Annotated in this window: 16 protein-coding genes; 11 read left to right on the top strand and 5 right to left on the bottom strand. The window is 60.7% G+C overall.

Annotation, left to right across the window (positions count from 1 at the left end):
* Positions 1-19 precede the first annotated feature (19 nt).
* The gene (acnA, locus tag DK871_RS18325) at positions 20-2,761 is read right to left on the bottom strand and encodes an aconitate hydratase AcnA (RefSeq protein ID WP_161906193.1); all 2,742 of its coding nucleotides are present in this window, start codon (positions 2,759-2,761) and stop codon (positions 20-22) included.
* A gap of 196 nt (positions 2,762-2,957) precedes the next feature.
* On the opposite strand from acnA, the gene rlmM reads away from it, so the two are divergent.
* Entirely contained in the window at positions 2,958-4,034 is a 1,077-nt protein-coding gene (gene rlmM / locus DK871_RS18320; RefSeq protein ID WP_032892859.1) for a 23S rRNA (cytidine(2498)-2'-O)-methyltransferase RlmM, read from the top strand.
* 126 nt (positions 4,035-4,160) lie between these two features.
* Positions 4,161-4,406 (top strand): sulfurtransferase TusA, encoded by a 246-nt coding sequence (gene tusA / locus DK871_RS18315; protein ID WP_161906192.1) that lies wholly within the window; start codon positions 4,161-4,163, stop codon positions 4,404-4,406.
* A 106-nt stretch (positions 4,407-4,512) separates the two neighbouring features.
* On the opposite strand, the gene DK871_RS18310 is transcribed toward tusA, so the two are convergent.
* On the bottom strand, positions 4,513-5,895 hold the full coding sequence (locus DK871_RS18310) for an MATE family efflux transporter (protein ID WP_161906191.1): 1,383 nt from the start codon (positions 5,893-5,895) through the stop codon (positions 4,513-4,515).
* Positions 5,896-6,146: 251 nt separating this feature from the next.
* On the opposite strand from DK871_RS18310, the gene pdxB reads away from it, so the two are divergent.
* On the top strand, positions 6,147-7,289 hold the full coding sequence (pdxB, locus tag DK871_RS18305; protein WP_161906190.1) for a 4-phosphoerythronate dehydrogenase PdxB: 1,143 nt from the start codon (positions 6,147-6,149) through the stop codon (positions 7,287-7,289).
* Between the two features lie 162 nt (positions 7,290-7,451).
* Here the strand turns inward: pdxB and DK871_RS28660 are convergent, their stop codons facing one another.
* Entirely contained in the window at positions 7,452-7,625 is a 174-nt protein-coding gene (locus tag DK871_RS28660; RefSeq protein ID WP_178116064.1) for a PA1571 family protein, read from the bottom strand.
* A gap of 208 nt (positions 7,626-7,833) precedes the next feature.
* Here DK871_RS28660 and DK871_RS18300 point away from each other — a divergent pair, with 208 nt between their 5' ends.
* On the top strand, positions 7,834-9,639 hold the full coding sequence (locus tag DK871_RS18300) for an ABC transporter ATP-binding protein/permease (RefSeq protein ID WP_375139746.1): 1,806 nt from the start codon (positions 7,834-7,836) through the stop codon (positions 9,637-9,639).
* Positions 9,640-9,772: 133 nt separating this feature from the next.
* On the opposite strand, the gene DK871_RS18295 is transcribed toward DK871_RS18300, so the two are convergent.
* Entirely contained in the window at positions 9,773-11,701 is a 1,929-nt protein-coding gene (locus tag DK871_RS18295) for a transglycosylase SLT domain-containing protein (protein WP_069558102.1), read from the bottom strand.
* Positions 11,702-11,914: 213 nt separating this feature from the next.
* Between DK871_RS18295 and DK871_RS18290 the strand changes: the two genes are divergently transcribed.
* Positions 11,915-13,837, top strand: a complete 1,923-nt coding sequence (locus DK871_RS18290; protein ID WP_161906188.1) for an ATP-binding cassette domain-containing protein — start codon at positions 11,915-11,917, stop codon at positions 13,835-13,837.
* A 182-nt stretch (positions 13,838-14,019) separates the two neighbouring features.
* Here the strand turns inward: DK871_RS18290 and DK871_RS18285 are convergent, their stop codons facing one another.
* Complete coding sequence (locus DK871_RS18285; RefSeq protein ID WP_161906187.1) at positions 14,020-14,460, bottom strand: universal stress protein; 441 nt, start codon at positions 14,458-14,460, stop codon at positions 14,020-14,022.
* Positions 14,461-14,565: 105 nt separating this feature from the next.
* Here DK871_RS18285 and DK871_RS18280 point away from each other — a divergent pair, with 105 nt between their 5' ends.
* The 6 genes from DK871_RS18280 to DK871_RS18255 all read left to right on the top strand — a co-directional run bounded on the left by DK871_RS18280 (position 14,566) and on the right by DK871_RS18255 (position 22,722).
* On the top strand, positions 14,566-15,003 hold the full coding sequence (locus DK871_RS18280) for a hypothetical protein (RefSeq protein ID WP_161906186.1): 438 nt from the start codon (positions 14,566-14,568) through the stop codon (positions 15,001-15,003).
* 582 nt (positions 15,004-15,585) lie between these two features.
* Entirely contained in the window at positions 15,586-17,733 is a 2,148-nt protein-coding gene (fadB, locus tag DK871_RS18275) for a fatty acid oxidation complex subunit alpha FadB (protein ID WP_003189649.1), read from the top strand.
* 29 nt (positions 17,734-17,762) lie between these two features.
* A complete protein-coding gene (gene fadA, locus DK871_RS18270; protein WP_003189650.1) occupies positions 17,763-18,938 on the top strand; it encodes an acetyl-CoA C-acyltransferase FadA in 1,176 nt (391 codons plus the stop codon).
* 98 nt (positions 18,939-19,036) lie between these two features.
* Positions 19,037-19,273 carry a DUF1653 domain-containing protein gene (locus DK871_RS18265; RefSeq protein ID WP_161906185.1) on the top strand — a complete coding sequence of 79 codons (237 nt, stop codon included), beginning with the start codon at positions 19,037-19,039 and terminating at the stop codon, positions 19,271-19,273.
* A 114-nt stretch (positions 19,274-19,387) separates the two neighbouring features.
* Positions 19,388-22,009 carry a type I DNA topoisomerase gene (topA, locus tag DK871_RS18260; protein WP_161906184.1) on the top strand — a complete coding sequence of 874 codons (2,622 nt, stop codon included), beginning with the start codon at positions 19,388-19,390 and terminating at the stop codon, positions 22,007-22,009.
* A gap of 191 nt (positions 22,010-22,200) precedes the next feature.
* Complete coding sequence (locus DK871_RS18255) at positions 22,201-22,722, top strand: DUF6586 family protein (protein WP_003189653.1); 522 nt, start codon at positions 22,201-22,203, stop codon at positions 22,720-22,722.
* Positions 22,723-23,153: the final 431 nt, after the last annotated feature.

Here is a 23,153-nt window from a genome sequence, read left to right as displayed (position 1 = left end):
TGTAGCTTGAGGCTGTCCTTTAGGACGCGATCAACTGGCGCAGCACATAGTGCAGAATCCCACCGGCCTTGAAGTACTCCACTTCATTCAAGGTATCAATCCGGCACAGCACCTCAACCTTCTCGCTGCTGCCATCCTCCCGAGTGATCACCAACGTCAGGTTCATCCGCGGCTCGATCTCCGCATCGGTCAGCCCGAGGATATCGATCTTCTCCTTGCCGGTGAGCTTGAGTGTCTTGCGGTTCTGATCCAGCTTGAACTGCAACGGCAACACGCCCATGCCCACCAGGTTGGAGCGGTGGATACGCTCGAAGCTCTCGGCGATCACCGCCTTGACGCCCAGCAGGTTGGTGCCCTTGGCCGCCCAGTCGCGGCTGGAGCCGGTGCCGTATTCCTGGCCGGCGATCACCACCAGCGGTGTGCCCGAGGCCTGGTACTGCATGGCGGCATCGTAGATCGCCATTTTCTCGCCAGTGGGGATATACAGCGTGTTACCGCCTTCTTCGCCGCCGAGCATTTCATTGCGGATACGGATATTGGCGAAGGTGCCGCGCATCATCACTTCATGGTTGCCCCGGCGTGAGCCGTAGGAGTTGAAGTCACGCGGCTCCACGCCCTGTTCGCGCAGGTAGCGCCCGGCCGGGCTGTCGGCCTTGATATTGCCGGCAGGGGAGATGTGGTCGGTGGTTACCGAATCCCCCAGCAGGGCCAGCACGTTGGCGCCCTTGACGTCCTCGATCACCGGCAGTGGGCCGGCAATGTCGTCGAAGAACGGCGGGTGCTGGATGTAGGTGGAATCCTGCTGCCACACATAGGTGGCTGCCTGCGGCACTTCAATGGCCTGCCACTGCTCGTCGCCGGCAAACACTTCGGCATATTCCTTGTGGAACATGCTGGTGCTGACCTGGGCCACTGCCTCGGCGATTTCCTGGCTGCTGGGCCAGATGTCCTTCAGGTAGACCGGATTGCCCTGCTGGTCATTGCCCAGCGGCTCGCTGCTGATGTCGATGCGCACGGTGCCGGCCAACGCGTAAGCGACGACCAGGGGCGGCGAGGCCAGCCAGTTGGTTTTCACCAGTGGGTGCACTCGGCCTTCGAAGTTACGGTTACCGGACAGCACCGAGGCCACGGTAAGGTCGGCCTTCTGGATGGCTTTTTCGATCGGCTCGGGCAGAGGCCCGGAGTTGCCGATGCAGGTGGTGCAGCCGTAGCCCACCAGGTCGAAGCCGAGCTTGTCCAGATATTGGGTGAGGCCTGCAGCCTTGTAGTAGTCGGTGACCACTTTGGAGCCCGGCGCCAGGGAGCTTTTCACCCAGGGCTTGCGGGTCAAACCTTTTTCCACGGCTTTTTTCGCCACCAGCCCGGCCGCCATCATCACGCTGGGGTTGGAGGTGTTGGTGCAGGAGGTAATCGCGGCGATCACCACCGCGCCGTTTTTCAGGCGATAGGTGTTGCCTTCGTATTCATAATCGGCCTCGCCGACCAGGTCCGCATTGCCCACGGCAACGCCGCCTCCGCCTTCGCTTTCCAGGCGGCCTTCTTCTTTGCTGGTGGGCTTGAATTGCAGGTCGAGAAAATCGCTGAACGCTTGGCCTACATTCGGCAGGGCGACCCGGTCCTGTGGGCGTTTTGGCCCGGCAAGGCTGGCCTCGACAGTGCCCATGTCCAGGGCCAGGGTGTCGGTGAAGATTGGCTCCTGGCCGGCATTGCGCCACAGGCCCTGGGCCTTGGTATAGGCTTCCACCAGCTTGACCGTCTCAGCCGGGCGGCCGGACAGGCGCAGGTAGTCCAGGGTCACCTCATCCACCGGGAAAAAGCCACAGGTTGCGCCATATTCCGGTGCCATGTTGGCGATGGTAGCGCGGTCGGCCAGGGGCAAATCGGCCAGGCCGTCGCCGTAGAACTCGACGAACTTGCCCACCACGCCTTTCTTGCGCAGCATTTGCGTCACGGTCAGCACCAGGTCGGTGGCGGTGATGCCTTCCTTGAGCTTTCCGGTGAGCTTGAAGCCGATCACTTCCGGGATCAGCATCGACACCGGCTGGCCGAGCATCGCCGCCTCGGCTTCGATCCCGCCCACGCCCCAGCCGAGTACGCCGAGGCCGTTGATCATGGTGGTGTGGGAGTCGGTGCCGACCAGGGTGTCGGGGAAGGCGTAGGTGCGGCCGTCCTCCTCTTTGGTCCACACGGTGCGGCCCAGGTATTCGAGGTTGACCTGGTGGCAGATGCCGGTGCCCGGCGGTACCACACTGAAGTTGTCGAAGGCGCTCTGGCCCCAGCGCAGGAAGGCGTAGCGTTCGCCGTTGCGCTGCATTTCGATATCGACGTTCTGCTCAAAAGCGCTGGTGCTGCCGAACTTGTCGACCATCACCGAGTGGTCAATCACCAGGTCCACCGGTGACAGCGGGTTGATGCGCTGCGGGTCGCCGCCGGCCTTGGCCACGGCGGCGCGCATGGCGGCCAGGTCGACCACGGCGGGTACGCCGGTAAAGTCCTGCATCAGCACGCGGGCGGGGCGATACTGGATCTCGCGGTCAGACTGGCGCGCCTTGAGCCAGGCGGCGATGGCCTTGAGGTCGGTGCCGGTGACGGTCTTGGCGTCTTCCCAGCGCAGCAGGTTTTCCAGCAGCACCTTGAGGGACATCGGCAGCTTATCCAGGTCACCCAGGCTCTTGGCGGCTTCGGGCAGGCTGAAGTAGTGGTAGGTTTTGCTGTCTATGTGCAGTGTCTTAAGGGTTCTCAGGCTATCAAGGGATGACATTACATGACTCCTTATGGTCCGCACGGCTACGGACCTGACGGGACGAACAGAGCTAACACGTTAGCGCTGTTTTCATTAGCAGGCTAATAACTGGACTCTATCGCTGAGTCCAAGGTTCCGAACTCGGCTATCATGCGCGCGTTTTCATGACAGGTATTGCGATAGCGCAAGGCCAGTTGATTCACCAGGAGATCCAATGAACACCCTTTTTATGCACTGCCGCCCGGGTTTTGAAGGCGAAGTCTGTTCCGAGATCGCGGAGCATGCCGCGCGCCTGAACGTTTCCGGCTACGCCAAGGCCAAGACCGGCAGCGCCTGCGCCGAATTTGTCTGCACCGAAGAAGATGGCGCCCAGCGCCTGATGCACGGCCAGCGCTTTGCCGAGCTGATCTTCCCCCGGCAGTGGGCGCGCGGGGTGTTTATCGACCTGCCGGAAACCGACCGCATCAGCGTGATCCTCGCCCACCTGCGCGAATTCCCCGTGTGCGGCAGCTTGTGGCTGGAGATGGTCGACACCAACGACGGCAAGGAACTGTCCAACTTCTGCAAGAAATTCGAAGTGCACCTGCGCAAAGCCCTGCTTAACGCCGGCAAACTGGTGGACGACCCGAGCAAGCCGCGCCTGCTGCTGACCTTCAAGAGCGGCCGGGAAGTGTTCATGGGCCTGGCCGAATCGAACAACTCGGCGATGTGGCCCATGGGCATTCCGCGCCTCAAGTTCCCGCGTGACGCGCCCAGCCGTTCGACCCTCAAGCTGGAGGAAGCCTGGCACCACTTTATCCCCCGTGACCAGTGGGACGAGCGCCTGCACGGCGACATGACCGGCGTCGACCTCGGTGCGGCGCCGGGCGGCTGGACCTGGCAACTGGTCAACCGTGGCATGCTGGTGACCGCCATCGACAACGGCCCCATGGCCGAAAGCCTGATGGACACCGGCCTGGTGCAGCACCTGATGGCCGACGGCTTCACCTTCGTGCCCAAGCAGCCGGTAGACTGGATGGTCTGCGACATCGTCGAGAAGCCCGCGCGCAACGCGGCACTCTTGGAAACCTGGATTGGCGAAGGGCATTGCCGCGAGGCGGTGGTGAACCTGAAGTTGCCGATGAAGCAGCGTTACGCCGAGGTGAAGCGTTTGCTTGAGCGCATCGAAGAGGGCTTCAAGGCGCGCGGCATTCGTGTGGAGATTGGCTGCAAACAGCTGTACCACGACCGCGAAGAAGTGACCTGTCACCTGCGCCGCCTGGTAGATGTAAAGAAATCCAAAAGCCGCTGATATTAAATGTGGGAGCTGGCTTGCCTGCGAAAGCGGTATAACAGTCGAAATTTATGTTGAATGTGCCCCCGTCATCGCGGGCAAGCCCGCTCCCACAGGAGTCCGGGTTAGTTTTAGGAGTGAAGTATGAGTCTTGAACTGCCGGTTGACGGCACCCTCGACGCCACCGGCCTCAACTGCCCGGAACCCGTGATGATGCTGCACCAGCACATCCGTGACCTGCCGGCGGGCGGCCTGCTCAAGGTGATCGCGACCGACCCGTCGACCCGTCGCGATATCCCCAAGTTCTGCGTGTTTCTCGACCACGAACTGGTTGATCAGCAGGAAGCCGCCGGCACCTACCTGTACTGGATCCGCAAGAAAGCCGAGTGACCCGGAACCCTTGTAGGAGCGAGCTTGCTCGCGAAAAACCAGAGAGCGCCGCGTTAAATCAGGAACGCTGCGTTATCGTTAACGTTTTTCGCGAGCAAGCTCGCTCCTACAGGGCCCGAATGCGTCGGCGTGCACTGCGCGCCAGGCGCACCAGTAACATCCCCGCCGCACAGCTCAAGCCCACGATCAGCCCTTGCCATAAACCGCTCGGGCCGCTGGGCTCACCGAGCCAGTTGGTCAGGCCCAGGGCGTAACCCACCGGCAGGCCCACGCCCCAATAGGCGAACAGGGTCAGCACCATGGTCACCCGGGTGTCCTGGTAGCCGCGCAATGCGCCCGCGGCGGTGACCTGGATCGAGTCGGAGAACTGGAACAACGCCGAGAACACGATCAGCATCGACGCCAAGTGGATCACCACCGGGTCGGGGGTGTAGATCGCTGCAATCTGCTCGCGAAACAGCAGCATCAAGCTGCAGGAAAAGCACGCGTACGCCAGGGCGGTGCCCATGCCGACGCCGGCGGCGAAGCGAGCTTCCCGGGGTTCGCCGCGCCCCAACGCCTGGCCGACCCGCACGGTGACGGCCATGCTCAGGGAATAGGGAATCATGAACACCAGGGAGCTGACGTTCAGGGCGATCTGATGGCCGGACACCACGGTAGCGCCCAGGCTGCCAAGCAACAGGGCAATCACCGCGAAAATGCTCGACTCGGCGAAGATCGCCACACCAATTGGCAGGCCTATGCCCAATATGCGCTTGATCACCGTCCATTGCGGCCAGTCGAAGCGCTTGAACAATTCGCTGCTTTGATAGGCCGCGCCCCAGCGCGTCCAGATGGCCAGGCCGATCATCATCACCCACATCGCAATGGCGGTAGCCCAGCCACAACCCACGCCACCCATGGCCGGTACGCCAAAGTGGCCGTAGATGAAGATGTAGTTCAGCGGAATATTCAGCGCCAGCCCGCACAAGCCCATGACCATGCTCGGCCGTGTACGGCCCAGGCCGTCACTGAAACAGCGAAATACGTAATACAACGCAACCGCCGGCATACCGGCGGCGATGCCATGCAGGTAGCCCATGGACGGCTCGATCAGGTCGGGTTCGACCTTCATGGCATGCAGGATCGGCTCGGCGCAAAGCAACAGCAGCGCGCCGCAGAGGCCGACCACCACGGCCAACCACAACGATTGGCGCACCAGAGGCCCGATCTCGGTGAGTTTGCCCGCGCCATAACGCTCGGCAACTTTCGGCGTGGTGGCCAGCAGAGTACCGGTCATCAACAGGTACACCGGGATCCAGATCGAATTACCCAGGCCCACCGCCGCCAAGTCCTGCGGGCTCACGCGCCCGGCCATCACCGCATCGACGAAGCTCATCGCGGTGGTTGCCAGTTGGCCAATCATGATCGGCAAGGCCAGCGTCAGCAGGCCGCGCACTTCCCGGCTGATGCGGGCGGGGCGGGAGAGGGTAGCGGTGGCAGTGTTCACGTACAGGTGTCCAATAAAAAGGCAGTCGCAAGGACGGCGGATTCTACGCGTTGACGCAGTGGTCAGGAAAAAACCTGTGTTAGGGATTTGTAAGCAATGCTCCAAGGCCTGCGCTGATCCTGTGTGGGAGCTGGCTTGCCTGCGATGCAGGCACCTCGGTACATCAGGCAAACCGGGTCGATGCAATCGCAGGCAAGCCAGCTCCTACACAGGATCTTCTGTACACTGCCAATCCGCCAAAGGAGCCTGCCATGCTGATTGTTGCCGACGAAAATATCCCGCTGCTCGATGCATTTTTCGAAGGGTTTGGCGAGATTCGCCGCGTGCCCGGCCGTTCCATCGACCGCGCCACGGTCGAGCAGGCCGATGTACTGCTGGTGCGCTCGGTGACCAACGTCAACCGCGCCCTGCTCGAGGGCAGTAAGGTGCGCTTTGTCGGCACTTGCACCATCGGCACCGACCACCTGGACCTCGACTACTTCAAGCAAGCAGGTATCCAGTGGTCCAGCGCACCCGGCTGCAATGCGCGCGGGGTGGTGGACTACGTGCTCGGCAGCTTGCAGACCCTGGCTGAAATCGAAGGCGCCGACCTCAAGCAACGCACTTACGGCATCGTCGGCGCCGGTGAAGTCGGCGGGCGCTTGGTCAAGGTGCTCAAGGGCCTGGGCTGGAATGTGCTGGTGTGCGATCCACCGCGCCAGGTCACCGAAGACGGTGATTACGTCAGCCTGCAGCAGATCATCGAGCAATGTGATGTGATCAGCTTGCATACGCCGCTGATCAAGTCCGGCAATGGTTCAACCTGGCATCTGTTTGATCGCCAGCGCCTGGAACAACTAAAGCCGGGCACCTGGCTGATCAACGCCAGCCGTGGCGCAGTGGTAGATAACGCCGCCCTGCGCGAGGTGTTGCTGGCGCGCGAAGACCTGCAAGCGGTGCTGGACGTGTGGGAAGGCGAACCCGAGGTGGACGTCGACCTGGCTGACCTGTGCGTGCTGGCCACGCCCCATATCGCCGGCTACAGCCTCGATGGCAAACAGCGCGGCACCGCGCAGATTTACCAGGCGCTGTGCGCGCACCTGGGCCAGGAACCGAGTATCCAGCTGAGTGATTTGCTTCCTGCGCCCTGGCTGGCCGAGATGCACCTCAACGCTACGACCGACCCGGCCTGGGCGCTGGCGACCTTGTGCCGCAGTGTGTACGACCCACGCCGTGACGATGCGGAATTCCGTCGCAGCCTGGTAGGTACCGTGCAGGAACAGCGCCAGGCCTTTGACCTGCTGCGCAAGCACTATCCGGAGCGTCGCGAGATCGATGGCTTGAAGGTGCGCATCAACGGGGAGTCGGCGGTGCTGTCACAGATCGTCACTGCTCTGGGCGCCGAACACCTATAACCTATAACTGTAGGAGCGAGCTTGCTCGCGAAAAACCTGAGGGCGCCGCGTTAAATCAGAAACGCTGCGTTATCGTTGACGTTTTTCGCGAGCAAGCTCGCTCCTACAGGGGGGCATAAAAAACCCGGCCACCTGGGCCGGGTTTGAAAGAGCGTGGGCGCTTCAGCCTCGCGGGGCAGGCTTGGCCAGTCGCTGTTCCAGCTCGCTGCAGGCTTGCTGGATCATTTCTTCGGTAATCTGCACTTCCTGGCCTTTGGCATCGATATACGAGCAAGGCAGCTGCTGCGGCTGGCGGATCACTTCAATTTTGGCGTCGCTGCTATTTTGCAAGGTCATGGCCTGTCTCCTCATCAGGTTGTGTACCTACTTTAATTCCCCCGCATGAACGCGCTGTTACAACTCCTTACACGCTCATCGGTTCGAACACCCAGTCCACCAGAAACCGGTACATATTTCCAGATCAGGCTTAGACCGATAGCCTCTAGCGGCTTGCATCGGCGGGCATAATTAACCTGACTCATTGCTATTTGCTCAAGTTCCCCCAATGTTGAGGTACAGACTCTCCATTGGTGACCCTCCCATGTTCTCCATCCGTCAACGCAGTGCGATTCGCCTGGCCAGCCGCTTTATCGCGCCCTACCGCTGGCAGGCGCTTGGCGCACTGTTGGCGCTGATCGTCACCGCTGGCATCACCTTGTCCATGGGGCAGGGCATACGCCTGCTGGTGGACCAGGGCTTCATGACCCAGTCGCCGCACCTGCTCAACCAGTCCATCGGCCTGTTCATGCTGTTGGTGCTTGGCCTGGCCGTGGGCACCTTCACGCGGTTTTACCTGGTGTCGTGGATTGGCGAGCGGGTGGTGGCCGATATTCGCCGGCAAGTGTTCAACCACCTGATCTACCTGCACCCAGGCTTCTACGAGAACAACCGCAGCTCGGAAATCCAGTCGCGGCTGACCACCGACACCACCTTGCTGCAATCGGTGATCGGCTCATCGCTGTCGCTGTTTCTGCGCAATGCCCTTATGGTCATCGGCGGCATCGTGTTGCTGTTTATCACTAACCCCAAACTCACCAGCATCGTGGTGGTGGCGCTGCCGCTGGTGCTCGCGCCAATTCTGATCTTCGGGCGCCGGGTGCGCGGCCTGTCGCGTTTAAGCCAGGACCGCATTGCGGACGTCGGCAGCTATGTCGCCGAGACATTAGGCCAGATCAAGACGGTGCAGGCCTATAACCATCAGGTGCAGGACGAACAGCGCTTTGCCGTCACCGTCGAGGACGCCTTCATCACCGCACGTAAGCGCATCTTGCAGCGCTCCTGGCTGATCACCCTGGTGATCATGCTGGTGCTCGGCGCGGTGGGCGTGATGCTGTGGGTGGGCGGCATGGACGTGATCAGTGGGCGCATTTCCGGCGGTGAGCTGGCGGCGTTCGTGTTCTACAGCCTGATTGTCGGCAGCGCCGTCGGCACCCTGAGCGAAGTGCTTGGCGAGTTGCAGCGTGCCGCCGGGGCAGCCGAGCGTATCGGTGAGCTGTTGCAGTCAGGCAACGACATCCAGGCGCCGGCCACAGGCGGCGTACGTTTGCCGGAACGGGTCAGCGGCCGCATGGAACTGCAGGACCTGCGCTTTTCCTACCCGTCGCGGCCGGACAGCTACGCCATCGATGGCTTGAACCTTACCATCAACCCGGGCGAAACCCTGGCGTTGGTAGGGCCGTCCGGCGCGGGCAAATCGACGATCTTCGACCTGCTGCTGCGTTTCTACGACCCCCAGCAAGGCCGCATCCTGCTCGAAGGCCAGCCGCTGACCGAGCTTGACCCGCTGGACCTGCGGCGCCATTTCGCCCTGGTGTCCCAGAGCCCGGCGTTGTTCTTCGGCAGCGTCGAGGACAACATCCGCTACGGCAACCCGTCCGCTACCACCGTCCAGGTGGAAGCCGCCGCGCGTATTGCCCACGCCCACGACTTCATCCTGCAAATGCCCGACGGCTACCAAACCCACCTCGGCGAAAGTGGCCAGGGCCTCTCCGGCGGCCAACGCCAACGCCTGGCCATCGCCCGCGCCTTGTTGGTCGACGCGCCGATCCTGCTGCTGGACGAAGCCACCAGCGCCCTCGACGCTCAGAGCGAACACCTGATCCAACAAGCCCTGCCGCAGCTCATGCAGGGGCGCACCACGCTGGTGATCGCGCATCGTTTGGCCACGGTGAAGAATGCCGACCGCATTGCGGTGATGGACCAGGGCAAGCTGGTGGCGGTGGGCACGCATCAGCAGTTGATTGCGAGCAACCCGCTGTATGCGCGGTTGGCGGCGTTGCAGTTCAGTGATGGAGCTGAACAGGTGAAATAAAAAATGCCCGCATCTCTCGATGCGGGCAATGGACCCTCTGTAGGAGCGAGCTTGCTCGCGAAAAACTCACAGGCGCCGCGTTTATCCAGGAAGCACGCGTTAGCGTTGACGGTCTTCGCGAGCAAGCTCGCTCCTACTGGTCGTCGAAGTAGCGCTCATGCCAATCCACCAACGGCTGCGGTGAGTTGAGCTTCTGCCCGTAGATCACCGAATAAGACAGCACGTTCTGCACATACTGGCGGGTTTCGTCGAAGGGGATGCTTTCCACCCACACGTCGAAACTCAGGTGGTCTGCGCCGCGCAGCCATTGGCGCACGCGGCCGGGGCCGGCGTTGTAGGCGGCGGAGGCGAGCACGCGGTTGCCGTTGAACTGGCTGTGCACCTGGCTCAGGTACGCAGCGCCGAGCTGGATGTTTTTATCCGGGTCCAGCACCTGGGCCGGGGAGGCCAGCGGGATGCTGAACTTGCGCGCGGTTTCCTTGGCGGTGCCGGGCATCAGTTGCATCAGGCCGCTGGCGCCAACGCCGGAGCGGGCGTCATCCATAAACGCGCTTTCCTGGCGCGTGATGGCAAAGATCCAGCTGGAGTGCAGGCCGCGTACCTTGGCTTCGCGCACCAGGGTGTCGCGGTGAGCCATCGGGAAGCGGATGTCCAGGTCGTCCCAGTACTGGGCCTGGCTGATGGTGCGGATCGCCGGGAAGTACCACTTCATGTCGTAGGCCAATTTGGCCTGGGCGACCATCTCGTCACGGTTGAAATGACGGCTGACGTGGTACCACTCACGGCGACCGTCGACGATCTGGCCGCGGGCGTAGAACTCCAGGGCCCGGCGCACGCCTGGGGTGTTGCGGACCTTGTTGACCAGGGCCTGGCTCATCACCAGCGGCTTGTTGTTCAACTGGTAAGGGGATTTGGAGCGGTCAGCAGCGAGGAAACCGTAGAAATCGCGCTCCTTGGCCACGTTTTTGTACAGCACCAAAGCCTGCGGGTTTTTCGGCTCGGCCAACTCCAGGCTGCGCGCCTGCCAGTAGCGCCAGCGGTTGGTGGTGGCCAGGTCTTGTGGGAGCTTGCGGGTCAACTGGTAGGCGTCTTCCCAGCGTGCCAGGCGCAACAGCAGGCGCAGGCGCCACTCGGAGACCGTATTGTCGCGCAGCTCGGGGTCGTACTTGGTCATGACCTCCAGCGCGCGCGGGTCGAAGCGCTTGGCCAGGGTCAAGCCGATCTCGCGGGCAATCGACACTTTTTCGTCACGGGAGAAGTGCATGCTGCTGGCGTAACCGTCGAGCAGCGACATGGCTTTGTCCGGATCCTGGCGCGCCAGGCGACGCAGGCCCAGGCCCACCGCGTCAGCCATGGCCTCGGTGGCCGGCTGGAAGCGTGACGGGTCGCTGAGCATGTCGGGCTTTTGCGCTACGTCCACCATCAAGCGGCCTTGGACGCCGAGGGTGGGCAGGGTTTTCACCAGGCTATTGGCCAGCGCGTAGTTACGCGCTTCGGCGGCGAGCTTGGTGCGCTCCCAGATCTTCTGCTCGGTGAGTTGGCCGGCAGCGGCCCACTGGCCAAACGTGGCGTCACAGGCGGCTGGCTGGGATTTGCCGGTCATCCACAGCTTTTCGGCGGTCTTGTAGCCTTCGGCCTTCAGGTTGTGGCTGAGCTGGTATTGGCCATGCAGGCAGTCCAGTTCGACGAAATTGAGCTTGGTGTCGTAGTACTTTTCAAAGGTCTGCCAATCGCCACGTTCGGCCAGCCAGCGCAGCCAACGCAGTTTCATCCAGTTGGCCTGAGGCAGGTCGCCGTGTTTGGCGAGGAATTGTTCGATTTCCTCGTTGCTCGCGGTTTTCAGGCGCGCGGTCAGCTCGTCGTAGGCCAGGTAGGGCGTGAGCGGGTAATCGGCCAGGGCTTGGCTGTATTGCATGTAGGGGCCGCTGTCGCCCTTGGCCAGGGCACGTTTGGCTTGATCGTAATACTGGCGTTGAGTGGTGAGGTCCACCGCCTGGGCGGATTGAACGGCAGTGGCGGAAAGAAGCAGACAAGATAAAAAGTTGAAAAGGCGACTGCGCATGAGACGTCCGTGCAGAGAAATCACGACTAGCACCGGCACTGCCGACACTGATTGCCCCTAGCTTAGCCTTTTGCCAGCGGCCCGCGAAAGCTTTGCCGGCTGGTTCGTTCAAGTTCGCCGGAAATGTCCTACAGAACGTGTCAATAGAGAAAATGCCGACCGCATCCCACCCTCACATCAGGTAGAATGCGCGCCCAGTTTTTGGAGAAGCGTATGACCCTGCTCAAATTCAGCGATGTGTCCCTTGCTTTCGGCGCCATGCCGTTGTTGGACAAGGTGTCCTGGCAGATCGCCCGTGGTGAGCGGGTGTGCATCATCGGCCGCAACGGCACCGGCAAGTCCAGCATGATGAAGCTGGTAAAAGGCGACCAGAAGCCCGATGACGGCTCTGTCTGGCGTGCCCCGGGCCTCAAGATCGGCGAATTGCCGCAAGAATTGCCGGTGGCCGACGGACGGACAGTGTTCGACGTGGTTGCCGAAGGCCTGGACGGCGTTGGCGAGTTGCTCGCGCAATACCATCACCTGGCGCAGAACTGCGTTACCGAGGAAGACCTCGACAAGCTGATGCACGTCCAGCAAGACCTCGAAGCCCGTGACGGCTGGCGCTTGCAGCAACTGGTGGACAGCACCCTGAGCCGCCTGCAACTGCCGGCCGACAAGACCCTCGCCGAATTGTCCGGCGGCTGGCGTCGTCGTGTGTTGCTGGCCCAGGCCCTGGTGTCCGAGCCGGACCTGCTGCTGCTCGACGAACCGACCAACCACCTGGACATCGGCGCCATTGCCTGGCTTGAAGAAGCCATCAAGGACTTCCAGGGCGCCGTGCTGTTTATCACGCACGACCGTGCTTTCCTGCAGAGCCTGGCCACGCGCATCCTCGAACTGGACCGTGGCGGCCTGATCGACTGGAACGGCGACTACGCCAGCTTCCTGGTACACAAGGAAGCCGCCCTGGCCGCCGAAGAAACTGCCAACGCGCTGTTTGACAAGAAACTGGCCCAGGAAGAAGTCTGGATCCGCCAGGGCATCAAGGCTCGTCGCACCCGTAACGAAGGCCGCGTGCGTGCCTTGAAAGCCTTGCGCGTCGAGCGCAGCGAACGTCGTGAGCGTACCGGCAAGGCCAATATCCAGCTCGATACTGCCGACAAGTCGGGCAAGCAAGTGATGGTGCTGGAAAACGTCAGCTTCCATCACCCGGACGGCCCGTTCCTGATCAAGGACTTCTCCATGGTCCTGCAGCGCGGCGACCGTATCGGCCTGCTGGGCGCCAACGGTACCGGCAAGACCACCTTGCTCAAGCTGATGCTCAGCGGCCTGCAACCGACCAGCGGCAAGGTCGAAGAGGGCACCCGCATCGACGTGGCCTACTTTGACCAGTTGCGTCACCAGTTGGACCTGGAAAAGACCGTGATCGACAACGTCGCCGAAGGTCGCGACTTTATCGATATCGACGGCCAGAGCCGCCACGTACTCAGCTACCTGGGCGACTTCCTGTTCAGCCCGCAACGTGCGCGCACGCCGGTCAAGGCCCTTTCTGGTGGTGAGCGTGCGCGTTTGCTGCTGGCCAAGCTGTTCAGCAAGCCGGCCAACCTGCTGGTGCTCGACGAACCGACCAACGACCTCGACGTGGAAACCCTGGAACTGCTGGAAGAGGTCCTGCTGACCTTCAACGGCACCGTGCTGATGGTCAGCCACGATCGGGAATTCCTCGACAACGTGGTCACCAGCACCCTGGTCTTCGAAGGTGAAGGCAAGGTGCGTGAATACGTGGGCGGTTATCAGGACTGGCTGCGCCAAGGCGGCTCGCCGCGCCTGCTGGGCGTAACCGAAAGCAAGTCGGGCAAGGCCGACCTGAACACGGCGGTAGTTGCTCCCGTTGCTGCCGAGGCGCCTGCACCGGCTGCTGACGCTGCGCCTGCCAAGAAAAAGCTGAGCTATAAGTTGCAGCGCGAGCTGGAAGCTTTGCCGGGTGAGATCGACGCCAAGGAACAGCAGATTGCTGCGGTGGAAGCGCAAATGGCTGACGCCGGTTTCTACCTGCGCCCTGCGGCAGAAACCGCCACGGTCATCGCCTCCCTGGAGACGCTGAACCAGGAGCTGGAAGCGTTGGTTGAGCGTTGGGCCGAGTTGGATGCCTGAGTGATCGCACCGCAATAAAAAAGCCCGGCACTCTTCTATGAGCGCCGGGCTTTTTAATATGAAATACGATTCAACTGTGGGAGCTGGCTTGCCTGCGATAGCAGTCTGTCAGTTGATGCATCGGGTGGCTGATACACCGCTATCGCAGGCAAGCCAGCTCCCACATTAGACCTTCATTGGTCTTACGAACTCTTTACCAGTTTGACGGCCAGTACATCACATGGCGCGCCGTGCAATACATCATTGGCGGTCGAGCCCAGCAGCAACGCCAAACCGTGTCGCCCATGGCTACCCACTACGATCAGGTCACAACCCTTTTCCTTGGCCAAGTGGTGGATTTCCTGGCGCGGTTGGCCGTATGTCAGGTGGCAGTCTTCCTTTTTCAGGTGCGGGTATTTGAGAATCAAGCGGTCCAGGCGCTCCTTGGCCTGGTCGAATTGTTGCTGCTGCAGCTGGGAAAGGTCCATCGGCACGTCGCCACCAAAGGCCATGGCCATGGGCTCGACGATGTGTACCAACGACAGTTTGGCGCCATTGGCAATCGCGGATTCCTGTGCGCGCTTGATCACCGGATCGCACTCTTCGGTCAGGTCGACAGCGACCAGAATATGTTCGTAGGGCATGAGGCGTTCCTCCAGGGGACTGCAATAAATTCAGTATGGCTGCTTTCAAGCGGATGGGGTTGCCGCAGATCAAATCCGCTCATCTAGAAATTCGGGAGTACACATATGACGGTCTGGATAGTGGTGTCAATCCTTGCGGTGGTTTTGAGCCCCCTGGTATGGCTGCGTCCTTCGCGCCAACAGAGCGGGCGCATGGCCCTGCGCATGGAGGCACGCCGCATCGGGTTGGCCATGCAGTTGGCGCCTCAGGAGTGGCCGCACTGGCTCAAACAGGAGCCGCCGAGCCCTTGCGCACAGTACTGCCGACCACGGCGTGGCAGCATGCCCGCGACCTGGAGTTACTGGCAACTGGAGCCGGGGCTGTGGGTCAATCAGTGGCGTGAGCCTTGTGTGGATGAGAAGTTGTTGCCGCATTTTGCAACGCTGCCGGCGAACGTCTACAAGGTCGAGGCCGACAAACAGATGATTGCTTTGTATTGGGGCGAGAAGGGCGACGCGAGCGTGCTGAAAGATATCGACGCGCTGCTCAAGGCCCTGGCCTGACCCCGCCCTTGCAGGAGCGAGCTTGCTCGCGAAAATCGCCAACGATAACGCGCAAACCAGGCTATACGCGGCGCTCTCCAGGTTTTCGCGAGCAAGCTCGCTCCTACAGAAAAGCCGAGCAAATAAAAAGCCAGGAAAGCCGGGCAATAAAAAGCCCGACATCATCATCGGGCTGGAGGTGGCCAGGCAGGCCGGTAAATCTATAGGTTGCCGCTAGCCTAGCCGTGTATTCCTTTCTGTACAGCCTTTTCCCACATCTTTTCTATTATTGATCCTGTGAATATTTGAATATTGACGGGTGGCGCGCCTGTGGGCCGGGTTCTGAAATGACTGGAAAGTCGCGTTTTTACTAGCCTTTGGAGCGATTGACAATTGCTCGGAATTGGATGAAGGTGGCGTACCCAAATCAAACGGGCGTATGAATTGAGCGTTTGCCTGTCAGACGACTCATACAAAACCCGACTATCGCACTGGCGGGTGTGCCTGGCGGATTGGCGTGAGCATTGATTCAACTGTCAATGTCAAACCAGAGACCAGCGTCCAGTGTGTACTGTTCAGCTTCCATATCGTGGAGATCAGTTGATGATTTACGAAGGTAAAGCCATCACGGTTAAGGCTCTTGAAAGTGGCATCGTCGAACTCAAATTCGACCTCAAGGGTGAGTCCGTCAACAAGTTCAACCGTCTAACCCTGAACGAACTGCGTCAGGCAGTAGACACCATCAAAGCAGATGCTTCGGTCAAGGGCGTGATCGTCTCCAGCGGCAAGGACGTGTTTATCGTCGGCGCTGACATCACCGAATTCGTCGACAACTTCAAGCTGCCCGATGCCGAGCTGGTGGCTGGCAACCTCGAAGCCAACAAGATCTTCAGCGATTTCGAAGACCTCAACGTGCCGACCGTTGCTGCCATCAATGGCATCGCGTTGGGCGGCGGCCTGGAAATGTGCCTGGCGGCAGATTTCCGTGTCATGTCCGCGACGGCCAAGATCGGCCTGCCGGAAGTCAAGCTGGGCATCTACCCAGGCTTTGGCGGTACCGTGCGCCTGCCGCGCCTGATCGGTGCTGACAACGCGATCGAATGGATCGCCGCCGGTAAGGAAAACAAGGCTGAAGACGCACTGAAAGTCGGTGCCGTCGACGCTGTAGTAGCTCCGGACAAACTGGCCGAAGCCGCGCTGAACCTGATCAAGGGCGCCATCAGCGGCGAATTTGACTACAAGGCCAAGCGTCAACCGAAGCTGGAAAAACTCAAGCTCAACGCCATCGAACAGATGATGTCGTTCGAAACCGCCAAAGGTTTCGTGGCAGGCCAGGCCGGCCCGAACTACCCGGCGCCGGTTGAAGCGATCAAGACCATCCAGAAGGCCGCGAACTTCGGTCGCGACAAAGCCCTGGAAGTGGAAGCGGCAGGCTTCGTCAAACTGGCGAAAACCTCGGCTGCCCAGAGCCTGATCGGCCTGTTCCTGAACGATCAGGAACTGAAGAAAAAGGCCAAGGCCTACGACGAAATTGCCAAGGACGTGAAACAGGCTGCCGTACTCGGCGCCGGTATCATGGGTGGCGGTATCGCCTATCAGTCGGCGTCCAAAGGCACGCCGATCCTGATGAAAGACATCAACGAACACGGGATCGAGCAGGGCCTGGCCGAAGCCGCCAAGCTGCTGGTGGGCCGCGTTGATAAAGGTCGCATGACCGCTGCAAAAATGGCTGAAGTGCTTAACGGCATTCGTCCTACGCTGTCCTACGGCGATTTCGGCCACGTCGACCTGGTGGTCGAAGCGGTTGTCGAAAACCCGAAGGTCAAGCAAGCCGTGCTGGCCGAAGTGGAAGCCCAGGTCAAAGATGACACCATCCTGGCCTCCAACACCTCAACCATTTCCATCTCGCTGCTGGCCAAGGCCCTCAAGCGTCCGGAAAACTTCGTCGGCATGCACTTCTTCAACCCGGTGCACATGATGCCGCTGGTAGAAGTGATCCGTGGCGAGAAGTCTAGCGAGCTGGCCGTGGCCACCACCGTTGCCTACGCCAAGAAAATGGGCAAGAACCCGATCGTGGTCAATGACTGCCCGGGCTTCTTGGTCAACCGCGTGCTGTTCCCGTACTTCGGCGGTTTCGCCAAGTTGGTCAGCGCCGGCGTGGATTTTGTGCGCATCGACAAAGTCATGGAAAAATTCGGCTGGCCAATGGGCCCGGCGTACCTGATGGACGTGGTCGGTATCGATACCGGCCACCACGGTCGCGACGTCATGGCTGAAGGCTTCCCGGACCGCATGAAAGACGACCGTCGTTCGGCTGTCGACGCACTCTACGAAGCCAAGCGCCTGGGCCAGAAGAACGGCAAGGGTTTCTACGCCTACGAGACCGACAAGAAGGGCAAGCAGAAGAAAGTGGCCGACCCATCGGTGCACGAAGTACTCGCTCCGGTCATCTACGAACAGCGTGAGGTGTCTGACGAGGACATCATCAACTGGATGATGATCGCCCTGTGCCTGGAAACCGTGCGTTGCCTGGAAGACGGCATCGTTGAAACCGCCGCCGAAGCCGATATGGGCCTGGTGTACGGTATTGGTTTCCCTCCATTCCGTGGTGGTGCGCTGCGTTACATCGACTCCATCGGTGTGGCCCAGTTCGTTGCCCTGGCTGATCAGTACGCTGATCTGGGCCCGCTGTACCACCCGACCGCGAAGCTGCGTGAAATGGCCAAGAATGGCCAGAGCTTCTTCGGTTAAGTGCCCAGACGACTAGAGCGAGAATATTTATGAGCTTGAATCCAAGAGACGTCGTGATCGTCGACTTCGGTCGTACGCCGATGGGCCGCTCCAAGGGCGGCATGCACCGCAACACCCGCGCCGAAGACATGTCGGCGCACCTGATCAGCAAAGTGCTGGAGCGCAACACCAAGGTCGACCCGAACGAAGTCGAGGACGTGATCTGGGGCTGCGTCAACCAGACCCTGGAGCAGGGCTGGAACATCGCGCGCATGGCGTCGTTGATGACCCAGATCCCGCACACCGCGGCCGGCCAGACCGTCAGCCGCCTGTGTGGCTCCTCGATGAGCGCGCTGCACACCGCTGCGCAAGCGATCATGACCGGCAACGGTGATGTGTTCGTGGTCGGTGGCGTGGAGCACATGGGCCACGTCAGCATGATGCACGGCGTCGATCCTAACCCGCATATGTCCCTCTACGCGGCGAAAGCCTCGGGCATGATGGGCCTGACCGCGGAAATGCTCGGCAAAATGCACGGCATCACCCGTGAAGCCCAGGACGCCTTCGGCCTGCGCTCCCACCAGCTTGCTCACAAGGCGACCGTGGAAGGCAAGTTCAAGGATGAAATCATCCCGATGAACGGCTACGACGAAAACGGTTTCCTGAAACTGTTCGACTACGACGAAACCATTCGTCCGGACACCACCCTGGAAAGCCTGGCGGCCCTCAAGCCAGCCTTCAATCCAAAGGGCGGCACCGTGACAGCCGGTACTTCCTCGCAAATCACCGACGGTGCTTCGTGCATGATCGTGATGTCGGCGCAGCGTGCCCAGGACCTGGGTATCCAGCCGCTGGCGGTGATTCGTTCGATGGCGGTGGCGGGTGTGGATCCGGCGATCATGGGCTATGGTCCAGTACCGGCCACACAAAAAGCCTTGAAGCGCGCAGGCCTTTCCATCTCCGATATCGACTTCTTCGAGCTCAACGAAGCTTTCGCCGCACAGGCCCTGCCCGTGCTGAAAGATTTGAAAGTACTCGACAAGATGAACGAGAAGGTTAACCTGCACGGCGGTGCGATTGCCCTGGGCCACCCATTCGGTTGCTCCGGTGCGCGTATCTCCGGCACTTTGCTTAACGTGATGAAGCAAAATGGCGGCAACCTTGGGGTTGCTACCATGTGCATTGGTCTCGGCCAAGGCATCTCTACCGTCTTCGAACGCGTCTAAACGTTCGGTTGACGGAAGCCGGGGCCCAGTGCCCCGGTTTTTGTTTTTTGGAACTTTTAAATATTTTTTTTCAACAAATTTTGCATGAGGGCCAGAGCATGAAAGTCGAACCCGGGCTCTACCAGCATTACAAGGGGCCGCAGTACCGTGTTTTCAGCGTGGCGCGCCACTCTGAAACCGAAGAAGAAGTGGTGTTTTACCAAGCGCTGTATGGCGAATACGGCTTTTGGGTGCGCCCTTTGAGCATGTTCCTGGAGACCGTCGAAGTTGACGGCGAGCAGGTCCCGCGCTTTGCTTTGGTCCAGGCCGAAGCCAGTCTTTTTACAGGGCAATAACGGCAGGTCGCGCAGAATGCTGCGCTTGACCTCATCCGGTTGCCACTATATATAGCGTTGCCGCGTCAGGCGCCAACTGCCTTTCACTTCTCGAATTCAGGAATTTTCCGATCCATGGGCAAATCGCTGGTCATTGTGGAATCCCCGGCTAAGGCCAAGACCATCAACAAGTACTTGGGCAACGAGTACGTGGTGAAGTCGAGTATCGGCCATATCCGAGACCTGCCCACCAGCGGTTCGGCTAGCGCCAGCAAGGAGCCTGCCGCCAAGCGCGGCAAGGCCGCCGCGGGCGAAGGTCCGGTACTCACGCCTAAAGAAAAAGCGCGCAAGCAACTGGTTTCGCGCATGGGTGTGGACCCGGACCATGGCTGGAAGGCCAAGTACGAAATCCTTCCGGGCAAGGAAAAGGTCATCGAAGAGCTGCGCCGGCTCGCCAAAGATGCTGACACCATCTATCTCGCGACGGACTTGGACCGCGAAGGGGAAGCCATTGCCTGGCACCTGCGCGAAGCCATCGGCGGTGATGACAGCCGCTACAAGCGCGTGGTGTTCAACGAAATCACCAAGAAAGCCATTCAGGAAGCGTTCTCCAAGCCGGGCGAGCTGGACATCGACCGTGTCAACGCTCAGCAGGCCCGTCGCTTCCTCGACCGCGTCGTGGGCTACATGGTCTCGCCATTGCTGTGGGCGAAGATTGCCCGTGGCCTGTCCGCCGGCCGTGTGCAATCGGTGGCAGTCAAGCTGGTGGTGGAGCGTGAGCGCGAGATCCGTGCGTTCATCCCTGAAGAATACTGGGAAGTCCACGCCGACCTCGGCACTGCAAAGGGCGCCAATGTGCGCTTTGAAGTGGCCCGTGAGAAAGGCGAGGCCTTCAAGCCGCTGAACGAAGCCCAGGCCATGGCCGCGCTGGAGAAGCTCAAGGCCTCCAGCTACAGCATCGTCAAGCGTGAAGACAAACCGACCAGCAGCAAGCCGTCGGCGCCGTTCATCACCTCCACCCTGCAACAGGCCGCGAGCAACCGCCTGGGCTTCGGGGTGAAGAAGACCATGATGATGGCCCAGCGTCTGTATGAGGCTGGCTACATCACGTATATGCGTACGGACTCCACCAACCTGTCGCAAGACGCGGTGGCGATGGCGCGTACCTATATTGCAAGCGAATTCGGCAAGACCTACCTGCCGGAGAAGCCGAACGTCTACAGCAGCAAGGAAGGCGCACAAGAGGCTCACGAAGCGATTCGTCCTTCTGACGCCAACACCACGCCTGCCAAGCTGAGCGGCATGGAGCGCGACGCTGAGCGCCTCTACGAGCTGATCTGGCGCCAGTTCCTGGCTTGCCAGATGCTGCCGGCGCAATACCTGTCTACTACCGTCAGCGTGGGCGCGGGCGATTTCGAGCTGCGTGCCAAGGGCCGTATTCTCAAGTTCGACGGCTATACCCGTGTGATGCCGCAGATCGCCAAGCCTGGCGATGATGACGTGCTGCCGGACATGGCCCAGGGCGACACGTTGAAGCTGATCAAGCTCGACCCGTCCCAGCACTTCACCAAGCCACCGGCGCGTTATTCCGAAGCCAGCCTGGTAAAAGAGATGGAGAAGCGCGGTATCGGTCGTCCTTCGACCTACGCGGCGATCATCTCCACCATCCAGGACCGTGGCTACGTTGCGCTGCACAACCGTCGTTTCTATTCGGAAAAGATGGGCGACATCGTGACCGAGCGTTTGTCGGAGAGCTTCTCCAACCTGATGGACTACGGCTTCACCGCGGGCATGGAAGAGAACCTCGATGACGTGGCCCAGGGCGAGCGCGACTGGAAAAACGTGCTCGACGAGTTCTATGGCGACTTCAAGAAAAAGCTCGAAGTGGCCGAGAACCCCGAGAACGGGATGCGCGCCAACCAGCCGGTGATGACGGATATCCCGTGCACCACCTGCGGTCGGCCGATGCAGATTCGTACCGCCTCCACCGGCGTGTTCCTCGGTTGCTCGGGCTACAGCCTGCCGCCTAAAGAGCGCTGCAAGGCGACCGTCAACCTGGTGCCGGGCGACGAAATTGCGGCTGATGATGAGGGTGAGTCCGAGTCGCTGGTGTTGCGCGGCAAGCACCGCTGCCCGATCTGCAGCACGGCGATGGACGCCTACCTGCTGGACGAGAAGCACAAGCTGCACATCTGCGGTAACAACCCCGATTGCAACGGCTACGAGATCGAAGAGGGCACCTACCGCATCAAGGGCTATGAAGGCCCGAGCCTGGAATGCGACAAGTGCGGCAGCGAGATGCAGCTCAAGACCGGTCGTTTCGGCAAGTTCTTCGGGTGCACCAACCCGACCTGCAAGAACACCCGCAAACTGCTGAAAAGCGGTGACGCGGCGCCGCCGAAAATGGACCCGGTGAAGATGCCTGAGCTCAAGTGCGAGAAGGTCAACGACACCTACATCCTGCGCGACGGCGCTTCGGGGCTGTTCCTGGCTGCGAGCCAGTTCCCGAAGAACCGCGAGACCCGTGCGCCGTTGGTGATGGAGATCGTGCCGCACAAGGACGAGATCGATCCGAAGTACCACTTCCTGTGTGAAGCGCCGAAGAAGGACCCGGATGGTCGCCCAGCCGTGATCCGCTACAGCCGCAAGACCAAGGAGCAGTACGTGCAGACCGAAGTGGACGGCAAGCCGACTGGCTGGAAAGCGTTCTACGACGGTGGCAAGTGGAAGGTCGAAGACAAGCGCCAAGGCGCTTGATCCGCTAGTCTGTTAACGCCAAAAGCCGTCTGTATAGACGGCTTTTGCTTACTGTAGGAGCGAGCTTGCTCGCGAAGATCGTTAACGAAAACGCGGGAAACCTGGCACCCTGCGGTGCCTGGAAGTTTTTCGCGAGCAAGCTCGCTCCTACACAGCCAGCATCACGCCTATTCGTTGTGGAGATTGCCGTCATGGCCAACGAACTCTATACCCGTACCAATCAGAAAATTTACTTCGCGGGTTTATCCCTGGAGGCCCTTGGCCGTGCCGAGGAAGGGAAAGAGATGAATGCCATCGCGCTGGTACAGGCGGGGCGCGAAGCGGCGTTGTTCCACCTGTACGGTGCCTTGCTGGGGCTGTGCCATGAAATCGCCGGGTTCTACCGCTTGCCCCAGGCGGGCGCACCGCGGGCGGAAATGATCATGAATCGTGAAGTGCTGGATTCCATGGCCATCCCCGAGTTGGCCGAGTTGGTGGAAATGGCCCAAAGCCCTGACAGTTGGGTGGCGCGGCTGCTCAAGGCCCATGCGGATATGTTCCAGCCGCCGCGTATTCCCCATGTGCCCAAGGGGGATGTCACCCAGCCGCTGATTGTCGCTGTGGCCTTGGAACAGGATGAGCCCAAGCCTTTGAGCCGCGAAGAGTTGGAAGGCTGGCGCCAGGAGCTGAAAAAGATGGCGCTGCGCTTTCGTGAAGGGCTCAACGAGTGTTGAAGGAGTAAATGAGGGGGCTGGCTGCGCAGCGACGCTGAACCTGTGGCAAGGGAGCTTGCTCCCGCTACGGCCGGACGGCCGACGCTTATCTACCTGATGCCCTAGGATCCAAATGTGGGAGCTGGCTTGCCTGCGATGACGGCCTGCCAGCCGACACCTATCGGGCTGATGCCCCGCGTTCAATCTGTGGGAGCGGGCTTGCTCGCGAAGGCGGCCTGCCAGCCGACACCTATCTACCTGATTCCCTGCGATCAAACTGTGGGAGCTGGCTTGCCTGCGATGGCGGTCTGACAGTCAATACAGTTGGATTGTGTACATATCCATTGCTGCGGTAACGGCCACTTAGGGTTCCGTTCTGACAGCGGCTCACTTTTGAAAAGCCGGAATGCCGGCCCAGTCAAAAGTAAGCAAAACGCTCTTGCCCCACCACT

Origin of the sequence: Pseudomonas sp. L13 (assembly GCF_009935965.1) — a bacterium.
In the GTDB taxonomy this organism is placed as follows: domain Bacteria; phylum Pseudomonadota; class Gammaproteobacteria; order Pseudomonadales; family Pseudomonadaceae; genus Aquipseudomonas; species Aquipseudomonas lactis.
The sequence above is the reverse complement of the archived record's forward strand: the minus strand, read 5'-3'. Positions and strand labels throughout refer to the sequence as shown.

What these genes read in the sequence shown, in the direction of transcription:
- pdxB (WP_161906190.1), top strand. Translation starts at nt 6,147, where the DNA reads ATGCTGATTGTTGCCGACGAAAATATCCCGCTGCTCGATGCATTTTTC.
- DK871_RS18255 (WP_003189653.1), top strand. Translation starts at nt 22,201, where the DNA reads ATGGCCAACGAACTCTATACCCGTACCAATCAGAAAATTTACTTCGCG.
- rlmM (WP_032892859.1), top strand. Translation starts at nt 2,958, where the DNA reads ATGAACACCCTTTTTATGCACTGCCGCCCGGGTTTTGAAGGCGAAGTC.
- DK871_RS18285 (WP_161906187.1), bottom strand. Translation starts at nt 14,460, where the DNA reads ATGCCCTACGAACATATTCTGGTCGCTGTCGACCTGACCGAAGAGTGC.
- DK871_RS18290 (WP_161906188.1), top strand. Translation starts at nt 11,915, where the DNA reads ATGACCCTGCTCAAATTCAGCGATGTGTCCCTTGCTTTCGGCGCCATG.
- DK871_RS18265 (WP_161906185.1), top strand. Translation starts at nt 19,037, where the DNA reads ATGAAAGTCGAACCCGGGCTCTACCAGCATTACAAGGGGCCGCAGTAC.
- DK871_RS28660 (WP_178116064.1), bottom strand. Translation starts at nt 7,625, where the DNA reads ATGACCTTGCAAAATAGCAGCGACGCCAAAATTGAAGTGATCCGCCAG.
- topA (WP_161906184.1), top strand. Translation starts at nt 19,388, where the DNA reads ATGGGCAAATCGCTGGTCATTGTGGAATCCCCGGCTAAGGCCAAGACC.
- fadA (WP_003189650.1), top strand. Translation starts at nt 17,763, where the DNA reads ATGAGCTTGAATCCAAGAGACGTCGTGATCGTCGACTTCGGTCGTACG.
- DK871_RS18280 (WP_161906186.1), top strand. Translation starts at nt 14,566, where the DNA reads ATGACGGTCTGGATAGTGGTGTCAATCCTTGCGGTGGTTTTGAGCCCC.
- DK871_RS18295 (WP_069558102.1), bottom strand. Translation starts at nt 11,701, where the DNA reads ATGCGCAGTCGCCTTTTCAACTTTTTATCTTGTCTGCTTCTTTCCGCC.
- acnA (WP_161906193.1), bottom strand. Translation starts at nt 2,761, where the DNA reads ATGTCATCCCTTGATAGCCTGAGAACCCTTAAGACACTGCACATAGAC.
- DK871_RS18300 (WP_375139746.1), top strand. Translation starts at nt 7,834, where the DNA reads ATGTTGAGGTACAGACTCTCCATTGGTGACCCTCCCATGTTCTCCATC.
- tusA (WP_161906192.1), top strand. Translation starts at nt 4,161, where the DNA reads ATGAGTCTTGAACTGCCGGTTGACGGCACCCTCGACGCCACCGGCCTC.
- fadB (WP_003189649.1), top strand. Translation starts at nt 15,586, where the DNA reads ATGATTTACGAAGGTAAAGCCATCACGGTTAAGGCTCTTGAAAGTGGC.